General features: G+C 54.0%; 15 protein-coding genes. 9 read left to right on the top strand and 6 right to left on the bottom strand.

Annotation, left to right across the window (positions count from 1 at the left end):
- Nucleotides 1-604: 604 nt before the first annotated feature.
- Both acnA and KUE00_RS09935 read left to right on the top strand, forming a co-directional pair.
- Nucleotides 605-3,286, top strand: coding sequence for an aconitate hydratase AcnA (gene acnA / locus KUE00_RS09940; protein WP_246759675.1), 2,682 nt, complete (start codon nucleotides 605-607; stop codon nucleotides 3,284-3,286).
- A gap of 96 nt (nucleotides 3,287-3,382) precedes the next feature.
- Nucleotides 3,383-3,733, top strand: coding sequence for a DUF3147 family protein (locus tag KUE00_RS09935; RefSeq protein WP_246759673.1), 351 nt, complete (start codon nucleotides 3,383-3,385; stop codon nucleotides 3,731-3,733).
- Between the two features lie 90 nt (nucleotides 3,734-3,823).
- Here KUE00_RS09935 and ribA read toward each other — a convergent pair whose 3' ends face one another.
- Nucleotides 3,824-4,417 (bottom strand): GTP cyclohydrolase II, encoded by a 594-nt coding sequence (gene ribA, locus KUE00_RS09930; RefSeq protein WP_246759671.1) that lies wholly within the window; start codon nucleotides 4,415-4,417, stop codon nucleotides 3,824-3,826.
- A 220-nt stretch (nucleotides 4,418-4,637) separates the two neighbouring features.
- Here ribA and pgpB point away from each other — a divergent pair, with 220 nt between their 5' ends.
- The 5 genes from pgpB (at nucleotide 4,638) to yciH (ending at nucleotide 8,285) form a co-directional block, all read left to right on the top strand.
- Entirely contained in the window at nucleotides 4,638-5,399 is a 762-nt protein-coding gene (gene pgpB, locus KUE00_RS09925) for a phosphatidylglycerophosphatase B (RefSeq protein WP_246759669.1), read from the top strand.
- 133 nt (nucleotides 5,400-5,532) lie between these two features.
- Nucleotides 5,533-5,841, top strand: coding sequence for a LapA family protein (locus KUE00_RS09920; protein WP_246759668.1), 309 nt, complete (start codon nucleotides 5,533-5,535; stop codon nucleotides 5,839-5,841).
- Between the two features lie 6 nt (nucleotides 5,842-5,847).
- On the top strand, nucleotides 5,848-7,017 hold the full coding sequence (gene lapB, locus KUE00_RS09915; protein ID WP_246759667.1) for a lipopolysaccharide assembly protein LapB: 1,170 nt from the start codon (nucleotides 5,848-5,850) through the stop codon (nucleotides 7,015-7,017).
- A gap of 180 nt (nucleotides 7,018-7,197) precedes the next feature.
- Nucleotides 7,198-7,959 (top strand): orotidine-5'-phosphate decarboxylase, encoded by a 762-nt coding sequence (gene pyrF / locus KUE00_RS09910; RefSeq protein WP_425523575.1) that lies wholly within the window; start codon nucleotides 7,198-7,200, stop codon nucleotides 7,957-7,959.
- Entirely contained in the window at nucleotides 7,959-8,285 is a 327-nt protein-coding gene (yciH, locus tag KUE00_RS09905; protein ID WP_246759665.1) for a stress response translation initiation inhibitor YciH, read from the top strand. Before pyrF ends, yciH begins: the two co-directional genes overlap by 1 nt.
- 41 nt (nucleotides 8,286-8,326) lie before the next feature.
- Here yciH and osmB read toward each other — a convergent pair whose 3' ends face one another.
- Nucleotides 8,327-8,545 (bottom strand): osmotically-inducible lipoprotein OsmB, encoded by a 219-nt coding sequence (gene osmB, locus KUE00_RS09900; protein WP_246759664.1) that lies wholly within the window; start codon nucleotides 8,543-8,545, stop codon nucleotides 8,327-8,329.
- A 385-nt stretch (nucleotides 8,546-8,930) separates the two neighbouring features.
- Here osmB and KUE00_RS09895 point away from each other — a divergent pair, with 385 nt between their 5' ends.
- Both KUE00_RS09895 and KUE00_RS09890 read left to right on the top strand, forming a co-directional pair.
- Nucleotides 8,931-9,632 (top strand): L-ribulose-5-phosphate 4-epimerase, encoded by a 702-nt coding sequence (locus KUE00_RS09895; protein ID WP_246759663.1) that lies wholly within the window; start codon nucleotides 8,931-8,933, stop codon nucleotides 9,630-9,632.
- Between the two features lie 196 nt (nucleotides 9,633-9,828).
- Nucleotides 9,829-10,698 carry a crotonase/enoyl-CoA hydratase family protein gene (locus tag KUE00_RS09890; protein WP_246759661.1) on the top strand — a complete coding sequence of 290 codons (870 nt, stop codon included), beginning with the start codon at nucleotides 9,829-9,831 and terminating at the stop codon, nucleotides 10,696-10,698.
- Here the strand turns inward: KUE00_RS09890 and pdeR are convergent.
- The 4 genes from pdeR to KUE00_RS09870 form a co-directional block, all read right to left on the bottom strand.
- A complete protein-coding gene (gene pdeR, locus KUE00_RS09885) occupies nucleotides 10,695-12,674 on the bottom strand; it encodes a cyclic di-GMP phosphodiesterase (RefSeq protein ID WP_246759660.1) in 1,980 nt (659 codons plus the stop codon). The genes KUE00_RS09890 and pdeR overlap by 4 nt on opposite strands.
- 159 nt (nucleotides 12,675-12,833) lie before the next feature.
- Nucleotides 12,834-13,136, bottom strand: a complete 303-nt coding sequence (locus KUE00_RS09880; RefSeq protein ID WP_246759659.1) for a CstA-like transporter-associated (seleno)protein — start codon at nucleotides 13,134-13,136, stop codon at nucleotides 12,834-12,836.
- Nucleotides 13,117-15,183 carry a carbon starvation CstA family protein gene (locus tag KUE00_RS09875; RefSeq protein ID WP_246759658.1) on the bottom strand — a complete coding sequence of 689 codons (2,067 nt, stop codon included), beginning with the start codon at nucleotides 15,181-15,183 and terminating at the stop codon, nucleotides 13,117-13,119. Before KUE00_RS09875 ends, KUE00_RS09880 begins: the two co-directional genes overlap by 20 nt.
- A 145-nt stretch (nucleotides 15,184-15,328) precedes the next feature.
- Nucleotides 15,329-16,213 (bottom strand): LysR family transcriptional regulator, encoded by an 885-nt coding sequence (locus tag KUE00_RS09870; protein ID WP_246759657.1) that lies wholly within the window; start codon nucleotides 16,211-16,213, stop codon nucleotides 15,329-15,331.
- Nucleotides 16,214-16,355 lie beyond the last annotated feature (142 nt).

Below are 16,355 nucleotides of genomic sequence, written 5' to 3'. Positions count from 1 at the left end.
CAAGTAAGCAAAATCAAGAAAGTGAGTTGCAAAAGTCAAAAGCCAGAAGTAGTTATCCCGGAAAGCTGGGGACTGAGCGAAGTACAGCGCAACTTTATCGATTTCATGACGGACAAAAGTAACAAATCTTAAGTATTAAAGTTATATCTGCAACATTAATTGATTACTACAAATATATAAGTAAATAGATTTTAACAGGCCAGCTATTTCTGGTCAGGGCACACTGTTGCTCACCAACGGGAAAGTATTGATAAAACGGTAAAACTTTTCGCAAGCGCGACGGGTTTTGAAGTAATACTGTTTGGTCGCCAAGACCTGAGAGAGGTTATAAATGAATTTAACTCAAACGACCTGGTTTAGTATCTGGATGTTTTCAGGCTTATTCTGGTCCAGTCTCCTCTGGTTAAGCATGGTCATGCGTTAATAATGCATGCATAAACAAAGATTAATAGCGCCTCGCTGAGCAATCAGCGGGGCGTTTTTTTTTTGCCTCAGGTCTGGCGCGCTTCTGGTTATGTTATCAAAACGTTACGCCCAGTTTGTACTATCTTTAAATCAGACCCTGCAATTACTCAGGTTATGACCAGACAAATAAGGAGGAGTAATGTCGTCTACCCTACGTGAATTAACGAAAGACGCGCTGGATGTAAAAGGTCAACACTATCATTTTTACAGCCTGGCCAAAGCCGCCGAGCATCTTGGCGATCTGTCTCGTCTGCCTAAATCCCTGAAAGTTCTGTTAGAAAATTTACTGCGCTGGCAGGATGAGGATTCCGTTACCGCCGAGGATATTCAGGCGCTGGCAGGCTGGCTTAAGCAAGCGCATGCCGATCGTGAAATCGCTTACCGTCCTGCACGCGTACTGATGCAGGACTTTACCGGCGTGCCTGCCGTGGTCGATCTTGCCGCCATGCGCGAGGCCGTAAAAAGGCTGGGCGGCGACGTGGCAAAAGTAAATCCGCTTTCTCCTGTCGATTTGGTTATTGACCACTCGGTAACGGTAGACGAGTTTGGCGACGACGATGCCTTCGAAGAAAACGTTCGGCTGGAAATGGAGCGCAACCACGAACGCTACGTTTTCCTGCGCTGGGGACAAAAAGCCTTTAACAAATTTAGTGTAGTGCCGCCGGGCACCGGCATCTGCCATCAGGTGAATCTGGAATATTTAGGTAAAGCTATCTGGCATGAAACGCTGGCAGGCGAAGAAGTTGCCTATCCGGATACGCTGGTCGGTACGGATTCCCATACCACCATGATTAACGCGCTGGGCGTGCTGGGGTGGGGCGTCGGCGGTATTGAGGCGGAAGCGGCCATGCTGGGCCAGCCTGTTTCCATGCTGATCCCGGACGTGGTCGGCTTTAAGCTTACCGGCAAACTCAAGCCGGGCATTACCGCTACTGACCTGGTACTGACCGTTACGCAGATGCTGCGTAAGCATGGCGTGGTAGGGAAGTTTGTTGAATTTTATGGCGACGGTCTTGATGACTTGCCGCTGGCCGATCGCGCCACCATCGCCAATATGGCACCGGAATATGGTGCGACGTGCGGCTTCTTCCCGCTGGACGACGTAACGCTTGGCTATATGGCGCTGACGGGACGCAGCAGTGAACAGGTCGCGCTGGTTGAAGCCTATGCGAAAGCGCAGGGACTGTGGCGTAATACGGGCGATGAGCCGGTATTTACCAGCTCGCTGGCGCTGGATATGGCTACCGTTGAGGCAAGCGTTGCCGGGCCGAAAAGACCGCAGGATCGCGTATTGTTAGGCGAGGTGCCGCAGGCTTTTCAGGCCAGTAACGAGCTGGAAGTGAATCACGCGCAAAAACAGCATAAGCCGATCGGCTATCGCGACAGCAAAAAAGGTCAGGAATATCAGCTGGAAGATGGCGCCGTCGTTATCTCGGCTATCACTTCCTGTACCAATACATCAAATCCAAGCGTTCTTATGGCTGCGGGCCTGCTGGCTAAAAACGCGGTGACGCTTGGACTTGACCGTAAGCCCTGGGTTAAAGCTTCTCTGGCACCGGGATCGAAAGTCGTTTCCGATTACCTGGCAGCGGCAAAATTGACGCCTTATCTGGATAAGCTGGGATTCAACCTTGTTGGCTATGGTTGTACAACCTGTATCGGTAACTCCGGGCCACTGCCCGATGAAATTGAAAGCGCAATTAAAGAAGGCGATTTAACGGTGGGCGCGGTGCTTTCCGGAAACCGTAACTTTGAGGGCCGTATTCATCCATATGTAAAAACTAACTGGCTGGCCTCGCCGCCGCTGGTGGTCGCCTATGCGCTGGCCGGTAACATGAATATCAATTTGCAAACGGAGCCGCTGGGAACCGACAAAACGGGTAAACCCGTTTATTTGAAAGATATCTGGCCATCGCCAGAAGCCATTGCTGAAGCTGTGCAGCTGGTTTCTACCGACATGTTCCATAAAGAATATGCCGAAGTATTTGAAGGTACGCCCGAATGGCAGGAGATCAAGGTTAGCGAAGCCGCCACCTATGACTGGGATGAAGGTTCTACCTATATTCGGCTTTCGCCGTTCTTCGACGATATGGAAAAAGAGCCGAAACCGGTTGAGGATATCAAGGGCGCCCGTATTCTCGCTATCCTTGGCGACTCGGTGACCACCGACCACATTTCTCCAGCGGGCAGCATTAAGGCGGAAAGTCCGGCCGGGCGCTACTTGCTGGCCAACGGGGTAGAGCGGGGCGACTTTAACTCCTACGGTTCTCGTCGTGGTAATCATGAAGTTATGATGCGCGGTACCTTCGCCAATATCCGTATCCGCAATGAGATGGTGCCCGGCGTGGAGGGAGGCGTAACTCGCTTTGTGCCAGGCGACGAGCAGCTGGCTATCTACGACGCCGCCATGAAATATCAGCAGCAGGGAACGCCGCTGGCGGTCATTGCCGGAAAAGAGTATGGCTCCGGTTCCAGCCGCGACTGGGCGGCAAAAGGCCCACGCTTATTGGGCATTCGCGTGGTGATTGCCGAATCGTTCGAGCGTATTCACCGTTCTAACCTGATCGGAATGGGCATTCTGCCGCTGGAGTTCCCGCAAGGCGTGACGCGTAAAACGCTGGGCTTAACGGGCGATGAGCAGATTGATGTAGCCGATTTAACCCGGCTGAAGCCCGGCGGCACGGTTAAGGTTGTCCTGACGCGCGCGGACGGCAGTCAGGAAGAGTTACAAACCCGTTGCCGTATCGATACCGGTAACGAACTGACCTACTACCGCAACGATGGTATCCTGCACTACGTAATCCGCAATATGTTGGGTTAATCACTCAAACTGGCAGATAAACAGCGCCCCTGAAAAGGGGCGCTTTGCTGTGCTGGCGATAAAAATAATGCTTCCAATAACCGACCTGAGGGTGTGATGTACTGGGTAATTATTAAATATGCTATTACGGCCGGTATGGTAGTGCTGATATCCGAAGTGGCAAAACGCAGCGACAGGCTCGGCGGGCTGGTCGCGGCGCTGCCGCTGGTCACGGTACTGGTGCTTATCTGGATGAAGCTGGAAGGGCAGAGCCAGGCAAAAATCGCCAGCCATGCCTGGTATACCTTCTGGTATGTGGTGCCCACACTGCCAATGTTTGTGCTGTTTCCCTTTCTTTATCAGCGCTGGGGATTCTGGCCAACGCTTGCCGCCAGCTGCGCGCTAACCGTGGTTATCTTTTTACTGTGGGCAGGGGTGCTGCGCCGTTTTGGCATTGTATTAATGTAGGAAAATTGCGGCTGACGGGTGCAGCCGGAGCCAAAGCGCATCACTTTCAGACGCGCTTTGGCTCCGGTAGCACCCGGCAAAAAGGGAGATTTACTCTTTTGACAGCAGGTGGCCCATTTTAGCGGCCTTGGTATCCAGATAGTGCGCGTTTTCAGGATTACGCCCGACAATCAGCGGCACGCGCTCCACGATATTGATGCCCGCTTCGCTAAGGATTTCGACCTTACGCGGATTATTGGTCAGCAAACGCACTTCATTTACGCCGAGCAGTTTGAACATATCCGCGCACAGGGTAAAGTCGCGCTCGTCGGCAGCAAAGCCGAGCTGGTGATTAGCTTCTACCGTATCAAAGCCTTTGTCCTGCAATGCATAGGCGCGGATCTTATTCAGCAAGCCGATATTGCGTCCTTCCTGGCGGTGATAGAGCAGCACGCCGCGGCCTTCTTCCGCAATATGATTCAGCGCCGCTTCCAGCTGAAAGCCGCAGTCGCAGCGCAGGCTGAACAGCGCATCGCCCGTCAGGCATTCTGAATGCACGCGGGATAAAACCGCTTCGCTGTCCGTAATATCGCCATAAACCAGCGCTACGTGATCGTGACCCGTCGCCAGTTCTTCAAAACCAACCATAAGGAAATCTCCCCACGGCGTGGGCAGTTTGGCTTCTGCTACCCTTTTAAGCTGCATGTGACTCTCCAGAAACATCAGGGTTTGCGCTAATTTTGCGCCGTCAATAAGCTGACATCATTCATAATAGTTATATTGCCATAATCGGCACCGGGACAGGTAATCTCTTCGAGCGATTGTTTTCATCGCGTGCGATTAACCGCATTCCAGTCAGTATGTTATTATTTTTTATCATAATGTCGTATGAAAGGCATTTCATCGTAAAAACTCAGGGAGCGCTATGTTCGACATCGCTAAACGTACTACGCTGGCGGCCTTGCTGCTGCTGATCATGCCCGTAGGCATTCTGCTCTCAGGCTGGAAGTGGCAACCAGGTGAAATCGGCTTTGGCCACAAGATGCTGTTCTGGCTGACCGAAACGGTAACCAGTCCCTGGGGAGCGCTAACCAGCGCCGTGCTTTGCGCCTGGTTTTTATGGTGCCTTCGCTATCGGCTTAAGCCTGCCATTGTGCTGCTGCTGATTATGGTGGCGGCCATTCTGGCCGGGCAGTACACCAAAACCTTTATCAAAGACCAGGTGCGGGAACCACGCCCCTACGTGCTGTGGCTTGAGCAACATCACGGGCTGAATGAACAGGCTTTTTATGAGAAAAACCGTCGGCAGCGTAGCGTGGAGGTGCGTGAAGCTATTGCCAGCGATGCTCGTCTTCCTGACTGGCTTAAAAAACACTGGGAATTTGAGACCGGCTACGCTTTTCCTTCCGGGCATACCATGTTTGCCGCCAGCTGGGCGCTGCTGGCCGTCGGATTGCTCTGGCCACGCCGCCGTATCGTAACCATGTTTGTGCTGGTGGCCTGGGCCATTGGCGTCATGGGGAGCCGGCTGGCGCTGGGAATGCACTGGCCACGCGATCTTATCACCTCAACCTTAATTAGCTGGGTTCTGGTCACGCTGGCAACATGGCTGGTGCAGCGCTATTGCGGGCCTCTGACCGTGCCGCCGCAGGAAGAGCAGGAAATAAGCGAACGCGACGAAGCATGATTGTGTTGCGAACATTTGCCCCCATAACCTTAGCCTGCGCGGTTATTTCATGCGCCCCTGACGTAACAGGCAAGCAACAGGGCTAATTTTTTGGCATAATTCATCTGGTTATCACCAGACTATGGGACGGACTGTGAAATACTTGCTGATTTTTTTACTGGTTTTAGTGATCTTTATTATCTCCATCACGCTGGGAGCGCATAACGATCAGGTTGTCACCTTCAACTATCTGCTGGCGCAGGGGCAATATCGGGTGTCGACGCTTCTGGCAACGCTGTTTGCTGCGGGTTTCCTGATCGGCTGGGCAATTTGCGGTCTGTTCTGGCTGCGGCTTCGCGTCGCGCTGGCCAATTCGCAACGTAAACTGAAACGTCTTCAGCAAAAGCTGGGTCAGGCAGAAGAGTCGGCGACGCCGCCTTCCGTGCCTGCCGTTAAGGAATAACACCCTATGTTGGAACTGCTGTTTCTGTTACTGCCCGTTGCCGCAGCCTATGGTTGGTATATGGGACGCAGAAGCGCACAGCAGGAGAAACAGCAGGAGGCGAGCCGTCTGTCACGCGATTACGTGGCCGGGGTCAACTTTCTGCTCTCCAATCAGCAGGATAAAGCGGTCGATCTCTTCCTGGATATGCTGAAAGAAGACAGCGGCACGGTTGAGGCGCATCTGACGCTGGGCAACCTGTTTCGCTCGCGCGGGGAAGTTGACCGCGCCATCCGTATTCATCAGGCGTTAATGGAAAGTGCCTCGCTGACCTATGACCAGCGCCTGCTCGCTATTCAACAGCTGGGGCGCGATTACATGGCTGCCGGCTTCTACGATCGTGCTGAAGAGATGTTTAGTCAGCTTACTGACGAAACGGACTTCCGCATTAGCGCGTTGCAACAGCTGCTGCTGATCCACCAGGCGACCAGCGACTGGCCAAAGGCAATTGAAGTCGCTGAAAGGCTGGTGAAGCTGGGCAAAGAGAAGCAGCGAATGGAGATTGCCCACTTTTATTGCGAGCTGGCGCTACAGGCCATGGGCAGCGACGATCTCGATCGGGCGATGGGGCTGCTGAAAAAAGGGGAGGCTGCCGACAGGCAGAGCGCGCGCGTCTCCATTATGATGGGGCGCATCCATATGGCGAAGGGCGAGTATGCCAAAGCCGTGGAATTCTTGCAGCGCGTGATTGAGCAGGATAAAGAGCTGGTCAGCGAAACGCTGGAGATGCTGGAAACCTGCTATCAGCAGCTGCAACAGCCGCAGGCGTGGGCGGAATACCTGCAGCGCTGCGTGGAAGAAAACACCGGTGCCGTAGCTGAGCTTTACCTCTCCGATATTATCGAACACGACGAGGGTGGAGAAGTCGCCCAGCTTTATATTAACCGCCAGCTACAGCGTCATCCGACCATGCGCGTGTTCCACCGCCTGATGGATTATCACCTTCACGAAGCGGAAGACGGCAGGGCAAAAGAGAGCCTGATGGTGCTGCGCGACATGGTTGGCGAACAGATCCGCACCAAGCCGCGCTACCGCTGCCATAAGTGCGGTTTTACGGCCCATGCGCTTTACTGGCACTGTCCATCCTGTCGCGCATGGTCATCGGTCAAGCCTATCCGCGGGCTTGACGGCCAGTAGTAACCTAAGGCCAGCGCCAGCGCTGGTCTTTTTAATCGCCGCCAAATAGTTACAACATACTAACTAATCTTTGCCACAATCTCTTCGCCTGACACATCTGTGTCGTCTAAAGCCAGTTAGGGTCAGCAAGGAAAAAACGCGGGCTAAACTGTGAATTTAATGACGCCGCAGGTAGAATGCTTGCCGTTTGTCTTTCGCACCTGGCGGTGCTCTATTTCAGAGGGTTTTACTATGCAATCACCTCACGGCTCCCGGATCTTGGTGGCACTGGACTATGCTAATCACGCCAGCGCCATGGCATTTGTTGACCGCATCGACCCAGGCAGCTGTCGCCTGAAGGTAGGCAAAGAGATGTTTACGCTGTTTGGTCCGCAGCTGGTACGGGATCTCCAGCAGCGCGGCTTTGAGGTGTTTCTCGATCTGAAATTCCATGATATTCCCAATACCACCGCGCATGCCGTGGCGGCCGCAGCCGATCTTGGCGTGTGGATGGTTAACGTACACGCCAGCGGCGGCGCGCGTATGATGACGGCCGCGCGTGAGGCGCTGCTGCCGTTTGGCAAAGATGCCCCCTTGCTGATTGCCGTCACCGTACTGACCAGTATGGAAGCAGAGGATTTACGCGGCATTGGTATCGAACTTTCGCCAGCCGATCATGCAGAACGTCTGGCGCGTCTGACCCAACAATGCGGCCTGGATGGCGTAGTCTGTTCAGCGCAGGAAGCCGCTCGCTTTAAGCAGGCGCTGGGCAGTGATTTCAGGCTGATTACGCCCGGAATTCGTCCGGCCGGCAGCGAAGCGGGCGATCAGCGGCGCATTATGACGCCGCAGCAGGCTCTGCAGGCTGGCGTGGATTATATGGTGATTGGTCGTCCGGTGACCCAGGCTGCCAACCCTGCCGCCGCGCTGAATGCCATTCTGGCATCACTTCAGGAGGCATAATGGCCGATAACAATAGCCGTCTGGTTTATTCCACCGAAACCGGACGTATAGATGAACCAAAAGAAGCCGCACCGCGCCCGAAAGGTGACGGTATCGTGCGTATTCAGCGCCAGACCAGCGGACGTAAAGGCAAAGGTGTCTGCCTGGTTACCGGACTGGATTTAGCAGATGCAGAGCTGGAAAAACTGGCGGCGGAGCTGAAGAAAAAATGCGGCTGCGGTGGGGCAGTGAAAGAAGGCGTCATTGAAATTCAGGGCGACAAACGAGATTTGTTAAAGACGCTGCTGGAAGCAAAAGGCATGAAGGTAAAACTGGCCGGGGGCTAGCTTACAGGGCCGCAGTGAAGTACTGCGGCCCACTCTACGCGTTAGCGGCTGATCTGATGGCCGATAATCCCACCTACCGCCGCGCCACCAACCGTGCCCAGTCCGCTGCCGTTAGACAGAATTGAACCGCCAATTGCACCGGCGCCTGCGCCGATAGCCGTGTTGCGATCGCGCTTTGACCAGTGCGAACATCCGCTCAAAGAAAGCGCCAGCGTGGCGGCCAACAGGCCAGCGGTAATACGTTTCATTGTTACTGTCATAGTCACTTCTCCATTCATTGCTGCTGCAGGAATAGCATTATAAGTATAGTGGCGAACCCGCTCTTTCGACCCGCGAACGGACGTATCATTAGTGCTTTATCTCACGAAAACGTAACAACGCCGTAAAATATCGCGGGCAGGGAGCGCCGCTTTTCATCTTATACGTACGGCAATACCGTCACATTTGTTAAGTTTAAGACTTATTTCTGTAAAGATATTGCTGGCACGTATTCTAAGCATAGCCGATTGTCTTCACAGGTAAAAAATCTTAATTTCCAGCGGTAAATAAAGTACCCAGCCAGTTTCTGCCACACATCCAGCGATCGCCTCCATACCGCGAATAAGCGCCTGCGGGGACAATGGTGAAAAAAGTGGAGGAAACAATATGCTGGAAGATCTGAAAAAACAGGTGCTGGAAGCCAACCTGGCGCTGCCTCGCCATGGGCTGGTGGTCTTTACGTGGGGCAACGTCAGCGCTATCGATCGCGAAAGCGGCCTGATGGTGATCAAACCTTCCGGCGTCAGCTACGAGGCAATGAAAGCTGAAGATATGGTGGTCGTTGACCTGGAAAGCGGCGAGGTCAAAGAAGGGCAGCTGCGTCCTTCTTCCGATACCGCTACGCACCGCGCACTCTATCTCGCCTGGCCTGAAGTAGGCAGCATCGTCCATACGCATTCGCGCCACGCCACTATCTGGGCACAGGCAGGCAAAGAGATCCCTGCATGGGGCACCACGCATGCCGATGACTTTTATGGCGCGGTTCCCTGTACACGCCAGATGACGCCCGCAGAAATTGGCGGGAAATATGAATGGGAAACTGGCCAGGTAATTATCGAAACTTTTCGGCAGAAAGAGCTGGATCCGCTGGCAATTCCCGCCGTGCTGGTCAACTCTCACGGGCCATTCTGCTGGGGAAAAACGCCGGAGCAGGCTGTGCACTCCGCCGTGGTACTGGAAGAAGTTGCCTATATGGGGATTTATAGCCAGCTCTTAACGCCTGCGCTACCCGCCATCCAGCAGCCGCTGCTGGACTGTCACTATTTGCGCAAGCACGGCAGTCAGGCATGGTATGGTCAGGCAAAGTAAATAAATGAAGAAAAATAATATAATCTTTATCCGGGTTTAACGGTGGCGATATTCTTAATTTTCCTGGCGAATTAGCCGTTGTACCGCCGGTAAGGGAAATAATTAACCTTAAAAATCAATAGAAAGTTTAGCCTTCTCAGACTCTGCATTACGCTTGTGGCGCGCTTAAGCGCACCCATAAACAGAGGATGAGAATATGACCGTAATTAATCAAACTACCTGCAGGCTGTTTAGCGAAGCTGGACAAACAACTCAACTTTCAGCCTACTACGAGGAAGGAAGACGCACATTATGGATGATGCTGCGCGCACAGCCGCGGCCCAGCTTCAATCACGAGCTAATCGAAGAGATCATGAATCTGAGCTATGCGGCCCAGCGTTCCGGTTTACCGATAGACTTTTGGGTAACCGGCTCGCTGGTGCCGACCATGTTTAACGCGGGCGGCGATCTGCGTTTCTTCGTGGAATCGATTAAAAATGGACGGCGTGAAGCGCTGCGTGCCTACGCACGCGCGTGCGTTGACTGCATACACGCAGCGGCTAAAGGTTTTGATACCGGGGCCGTGACCATCGCTATGATTGAAGGTAGCGCGCTTGGCGGCGGTTTTGAGGCTGCCCTGGCGCACCATTTCATTCTGGCACAGGACACGGCGCGGATGGGCTTTCCTGAAATCGCCTTTAACCTGTTTCCGGGCATGGGCGGCTATTCACTGGTCGCCCGTCGTGCGGGTATGAAGCTGGCGGAAGAGCTGATTTGTGAAGGCGAGTCGCATTCGGCGGAATGGTTTGAAACGCGCGGTCTGGTCGATCGGCTGTTCCAGCCGGGCGAGGGCTATCAAACCACCCGTACTTTTATCGATACCATGAAGCCTAAACTCAACGGCGTCAGGGCGATGTTAAAAGCGCGTCAGCGCGTACTTCAGCTGACGCGGGCGGAACTGATGGATATTACAGAAGACTGGGTAGATTTTGCCTTTTCTATCGAACCCAAGGATATCGCCTATATGGAGCGGCTGGTTCAGCTGCAGGATCGCCACAGCGCGCAGGTCATGCGTAAAGCAGGCTAACCGTCACGTTTTGCCAGCCACTGCTCCAGCTCGGCTGCGGGCATAGGCCTGGCGTATAAAAACCCCTGGCGAGCATCAACACCGCTCGCCAGGATAAAGGCTTCTTCCTCCGGCGTTTCAATTCCTTCAGCAATAACCTCTAAATTCAGCGCCTTGGCCACCGCCACGATAGCCCGCACCAGCGACTGGGAAACGGGTTGCTCATTCACATCGCGAATAAAGCTTTGATCGAGCTTAATGGCGTTAATCGGCACGCGCGCCAGCTGGGAAAGTGACGAATAGCCTGTGCCAAAATCATCAAGGTGAACCTGCGCGCCCAGCTGTTGAAACTGCTTCATTAACGTCAGCGCCTGCTTTTCGTTTTCAATCAGACAGCTTTCGGTTAGCTCAATATCGACAGGGCAGTCTGTCAGTCTGGCTTTATTGAGCGCCTGTTGCAGATCGGTATAAATAGATTCATCGATAAGCTGACGCGGCGAGACGTTAACGGCCACGCGCAGATTGATGCCTTTTGTGCGCCACGCCAGAATCTGCGCCAGCGCCGTCAGCATTACCCAGCGACCAAGCGGCACAATCAGGCCGGACTCTTCGGCGTACGAGATAAAGTCGGCTGGCGAGACCAGACCCCGTTCCGGCGAAATCCAGCGAACCAGCGCCTCGACGCTGTGCACTTCACCCGCCTTATTCAGCTTGGGCTGATAATGGATAATCAGCTGATCCTGCTCCAGCGCCTTACGTAAATTGGTATCCAGCCACAGATACTCGAACACGCGCTTATTCATTTCCGCCGCAAAAATACAGAACTTGCCGCGGCCGCTCTCCTTCGCGGTATACATGGCGGTATCCGCGTTGCGGATCAGGCTTTCGCGATCTTCGCCATGCTGCGGGCTCAGCGCGATACCGATTGAACAGCCGGAATAGACCTCAATCAAACCGATGCGGAAAGGCTGCTTCAGCCGGTCCAGGATGCGGGTAGACATCGCCTCCAGCTCGGCCTGCGTGGTGCCAATAGCCAGCACCAGAAACTCATCGCCGCCCAGCCGCGCCAGCGTTTGGTCTTCGCCAAGACAGCTGAGGATAGCCAGCGAAACGGCTTTAAGCAGCTGGTCGCCGAACATGTGGCCGTAGGCGTCGTTGACCTTTTTAAAATTATCCAGGTCGAGATAAACAATGCCGATCTGCTGCGGCGTTTCCTTCTCCAGCGCCTCGGCGATGGCGTTATTGATGGCGTTACGGTTAGGCAGGCCGGTAATGCTGTCGGTGTTCGCCAGCACGCGCAAACGCTCCTGCGCGCGGCGCTCTTCCGTAATATCCGTGCCGGAGCAGATGAGATAAATTTCATTTTTGCCGCTGCCGCTGTGCACAAACTTGTTTCTGAACAAAAATAAACGCTGACCCTGACGAGTTTTTACCCAGCGTTCGACCTCATAGGAGTTGCCGTCGCGGTAAAAACCACTGATGTTGCGGCGCGACGACGCCGCTTCCTGACGAGTCATAAACAGCTGAAACACGTTACGACCAATTACTTCCTGCTCTTTCAGGCCGGTATACTCTTCACTCTTACGGTTAAAGCGCTGGATATTGCCGCGCTGATCGAGGATCACAATCACCGAATTGGCTTCTGATACTACCTGTTCAGCAAAAGAGAGGCCCAGCGCCAGATCGCGCGCCACGCTCTCGGTATCGCCCCAGGCAGAAGCGCTACCGGCCCATTCCGTCTGGTTGACGCGTCGCCCGACCAGATGCATGGACTGAGGCTCACCATACAGGTAAACCGTAAGATTCACGCTGGAGGTAATAACCGTCATCGCACGCAGCTGATTAGCCTGTGACGACGTTAAGGGGATAACTACGTGTGTGTCAGCCGATTCATCCTCAGCAAATAAAAGAGCGTCACTGTCGGACTTTAAACGCCAATGAGGGCTGTTAGTACCAAACCAGGTATAAAGTAATGATTGCCCTTGCTCATCGGTCATCAGATTTCTCCCTGGAGAATGCAATACAGGCTGTATCTTCTTATTTTAGCAACAGTATTCGGCAAACAGCAGAATCTCAAGCGCAATGTTGAAGATATTTTTTATGCCGTGAATTAACCGGGACAAAAACGCCCCCGATAGCGGCATTGGGGGCAATAGTTAACAGGGACATTTGCCTAACTTTCCTGCTTTGCAAGGAAAGCGCGCCTCCAGGCAGTAACGGTGAAACTCTTTCTCCGTCATAGGCTTAAGATGGCTCTGGCGCTGCTGCATATGGCGTAAATAATTTTGATAGTCCTGAACGCCAACCATCAGACGAAAACATTGCGCCACGCGTGTTAACAGCAAACGTAATGTTAATGTTTCTTTTGTTACAGCCGCTGACAGAGGACGACAGCGCTGGATACGCAGCGGACGTTTTATTCGACAGGCAAAAACGTATTCAGACACGATGCACCTCATTTCTCAAAGAGATTTTCGCTTCATGCACGCCAGGCAAAGGATTTTTCAGCGCGCGCCGAATCACAAAGAAAGCCGCGACGAGCATGGTTACCGCAACCAGCATAAAAAAGGCGCAAAGCGCGGCGTTAATTTGATTGCTGAGCACAATGGTCTGCATATCCGCAATGGATTTAGCTGGCGCGATAACCTGCCCATTTTCAATGCCCAGGGAAAATTTCCGCGCCTGAGCCAGAAAACCGATGGCGGGTTTTTCATGAAAAATTTTCTGCCAGCCCGCATACATTGAAGTAATAAAGAGCCAGGCCGTAGGCAGAATCGTTACCCACGCGTAGCGCTGCTTTTTCATCTTAAACAGCACCACGGTGCCGAGGATCAGCGCCATTGAAGCCAGCATCTGGTTACCAATGCCAAACAGCGGCCACAGCGTATTGATTCCGCCAAGCGGATCGACCACGCCCTGATAAACAAAAAACCCCCAGCCGGCGACGGCGACGGCAGTGCCCGCCAGATTGCCGAGCCAGGAACGATTATTCGCCAGCGATGGCACGACGGTGCCTGCCAGATCCTGCACCATAAAACGGCAGGCGCGCGTTCCGGCATCGACGGCGGTCAAAATAAACAGCGCTTCAAAGAGAATGGCAAAGTGATACCAGAACGCCATCATTGCGCGGCTGTTAAACACATCGGTAATGATATGCGCCATACCCACGGCGAAGGTTGGCGCGCCGCCAGCACGAGAAAGAATAGTCGCTTCGCCCACGTCTCTGGCAATGCCGCTCAGCATCTCTGGCGTAACCACAAAGCCCCAGCCGTTGATGGCCTGCGACGCGGATTCAACGGTCGAGCCAATCAGCGCCGCAGGCGAGTTCATGGCAAAATAGACGCCGGGCTCAATCACCGAGGCGCAGATCAGCGCCATAATGGCGACAAAGGACTCCATCAGCATCGCGCCGTAGCCAATCATGCGAATATGGCTTTCTCGTTCAATCAGTTTAGGCGTGGTACCGCTGGACACCAGCGCATGAAAGCCGGAGATAGCGCCGCAGGCGATAGTAATAAACAGAAAAGGGAACAGGCTGCCGGAAAAGACCGGGCCGCTACCGTCGATAAAACGCGTGACGGCGGGCATTTTCATTTCAGGCATGGCAAACAGGATGCCTATTGCCAGCCCGACGATAACGCCAATTTTCAGAAAGGTAGACAAATAGTCGCGCGGTGCCAGCAGCAGCCAGACCGGCAGAACGGAAGCGACGAAGCCATAAACCACCAGCACCCACGTTAGCGTGGTACCTTTCAGCGTAAAAAAAGGCCCCCAGAACGGATGCAGCGCGATATTGCCGCCGTACAGAATAGCGGCCATCATCAACACAAAGCCAATCAGCGAAACCTCAGCGATTTTTCCGGGCCGTAAAAAGCGCATATAGACGCCCATAAACAGCGCAATGGGAATAGTCGCGGCAATAGTAAATAATCCCCATGGACTGTTGGCCAGGGCCTTAACGACCACTAACGCCAGCGCGGAGAGAATAATAATCATCACGCCCAGCGCGCCGAGCATGGTGACAACGCCCGCAAAAGCGCCCAGCTCCTGTTTTGCCATCTCGCCCAGCGAACGTCCGTCGCGCCGGGTAGAAATAAACAAAATCAGGAAATCCTGCACCGCGCCTGCCAGCATGACGCCGATCAGGATCCACAAGGTTCCGGGCAGAAACCCCATCTGCGCGGCCAGAATTGGCCCGACCAGCGGCCCCGCCCCGGCAATGGCGGCAAAATGATGGCCGAACAGCACCCATTTATTGGTAGGCACGTAATCCAGACCGTCGTTTAACCGCTCGGCAGGCGTCAGGCGACGGTCATCCAGCTCAAACACCTTATCGGCAATAAAACGGCTGTAGAAGCGCCAGGCGATGCTGTAGCAGGCAACGGCTGCCACCACCAGCCATAGCGCGTTAACGTGTTCGCCGCGGCTCAGCGCCAGCATGGCAAATGCCCCCGCGCCGATAATGACCACGCCGGTCCAGACGATGGCCGATTTAACTTTGCTCATGACAAAATTCCTTGTTATCTCCCAGAGAGGTAACGTAGAAAGTAATGTTGATAGTTTGTTAGTGAAAGCGGGGCGAGAGAGAAGTGTGAGGCAGACGCTTTTTTCGCGGTTGCGCGGCCTCAGCCAGAGAGGTTGTGCCGAAAAATCATCGACGTGTTTCAGCAAGAAAATCCACGAAAGCGCGCAGCGGTGCAGACATAAAGCGACTGGAAAAATAGAGCCACGGGCCTTCAAATTCGGTCCACCATTCGGGCAGCACCGCTATCAGATCGCCGCTTTGCAAGTGCGGCTGCAACCAGTTTTCAAAGGTGGCGATTACGCCATTGCCGCTGCGCGCCAGGTCAATAGCGGCAGCGGCCCCGTTGACCCCAATCGTTAAGCGGGCGGAAGGATTGATGCTGACCGTTTCACCGTTTCGCTTAAAATCCCAGGCGACCAGCGCGCCGCTGGAAAACCTCAGGCGTATACAGTCGTGCTCAAGCAGATCCGTAGGATGCAAAGGCAAGCCGCGTACGGTCAGATAAGCGGGGGAAGCGGCCAGCGCCAGGCGCTGCGTTCTGGGGCCGACGGGAACGGCGATAGTATCCTTCGCCAGATGTTCGCCATAGCGAATGCCCGCGTCACAGCCTGCGGAAGTCACGTCAACCAGCCGGTCATCGACCATAATTTCTACCTGTAGCTGCGGATGGCGTGCAAGAAAGCGTTCCAGCAGCGGTGGCAGAATGTCAACCATCACCGCGCCCGTCACGTTTAGCTTCAGCACGCCACGCACGCTCTGCTGTGAACTGGCTACATCCTGTAGCGCCACGCGCATTTCGGACAGCAGGGGAGAAACGCGATCTGCCAGCGCACGTCCTGCGTCCGTTGGCATTACGCTACGGGTAGTACGGATCAGCAACGGCACGCCAAGACTCTTTTCCAGTGCGGTAATCCTTTCGCTAACGGTCGACGGAGAAAGGTTCAGCTGTCTGGCCGCCGCCCGAAAACTCTTCTGTTCGAAAACCGCGAGAAATACCGTCAAATCCTGCATGCCAGCTCAATCCTTATTGTTCGCCACAGCGATCAGGCTATTCGCTTTTGCCCCCGTTATCAAACAGTGCCGCGCAGGCTATAACGTTAAGACCAGGGAACAGCACAGCGAACAGAGGGTGCAAACCGCCTCATAACATCAT

This window comes from Erwinia phyllosphaerae (genome assembly GCF_019132875.1).
In the GTDB taxonomy this organism is placed as follows: Bacteria; Pseudomonadota; Gammaproteobacteria; order Enterobacterales; family Enterobacteriaceae; genus Erwinia; species Erwinia phyllosphaerae.
The sequence above is the reverse complement of the archived record's forward strand: the minus strand, read 5'-3'. Positions and strand labels throughout refer to the sequence as shown.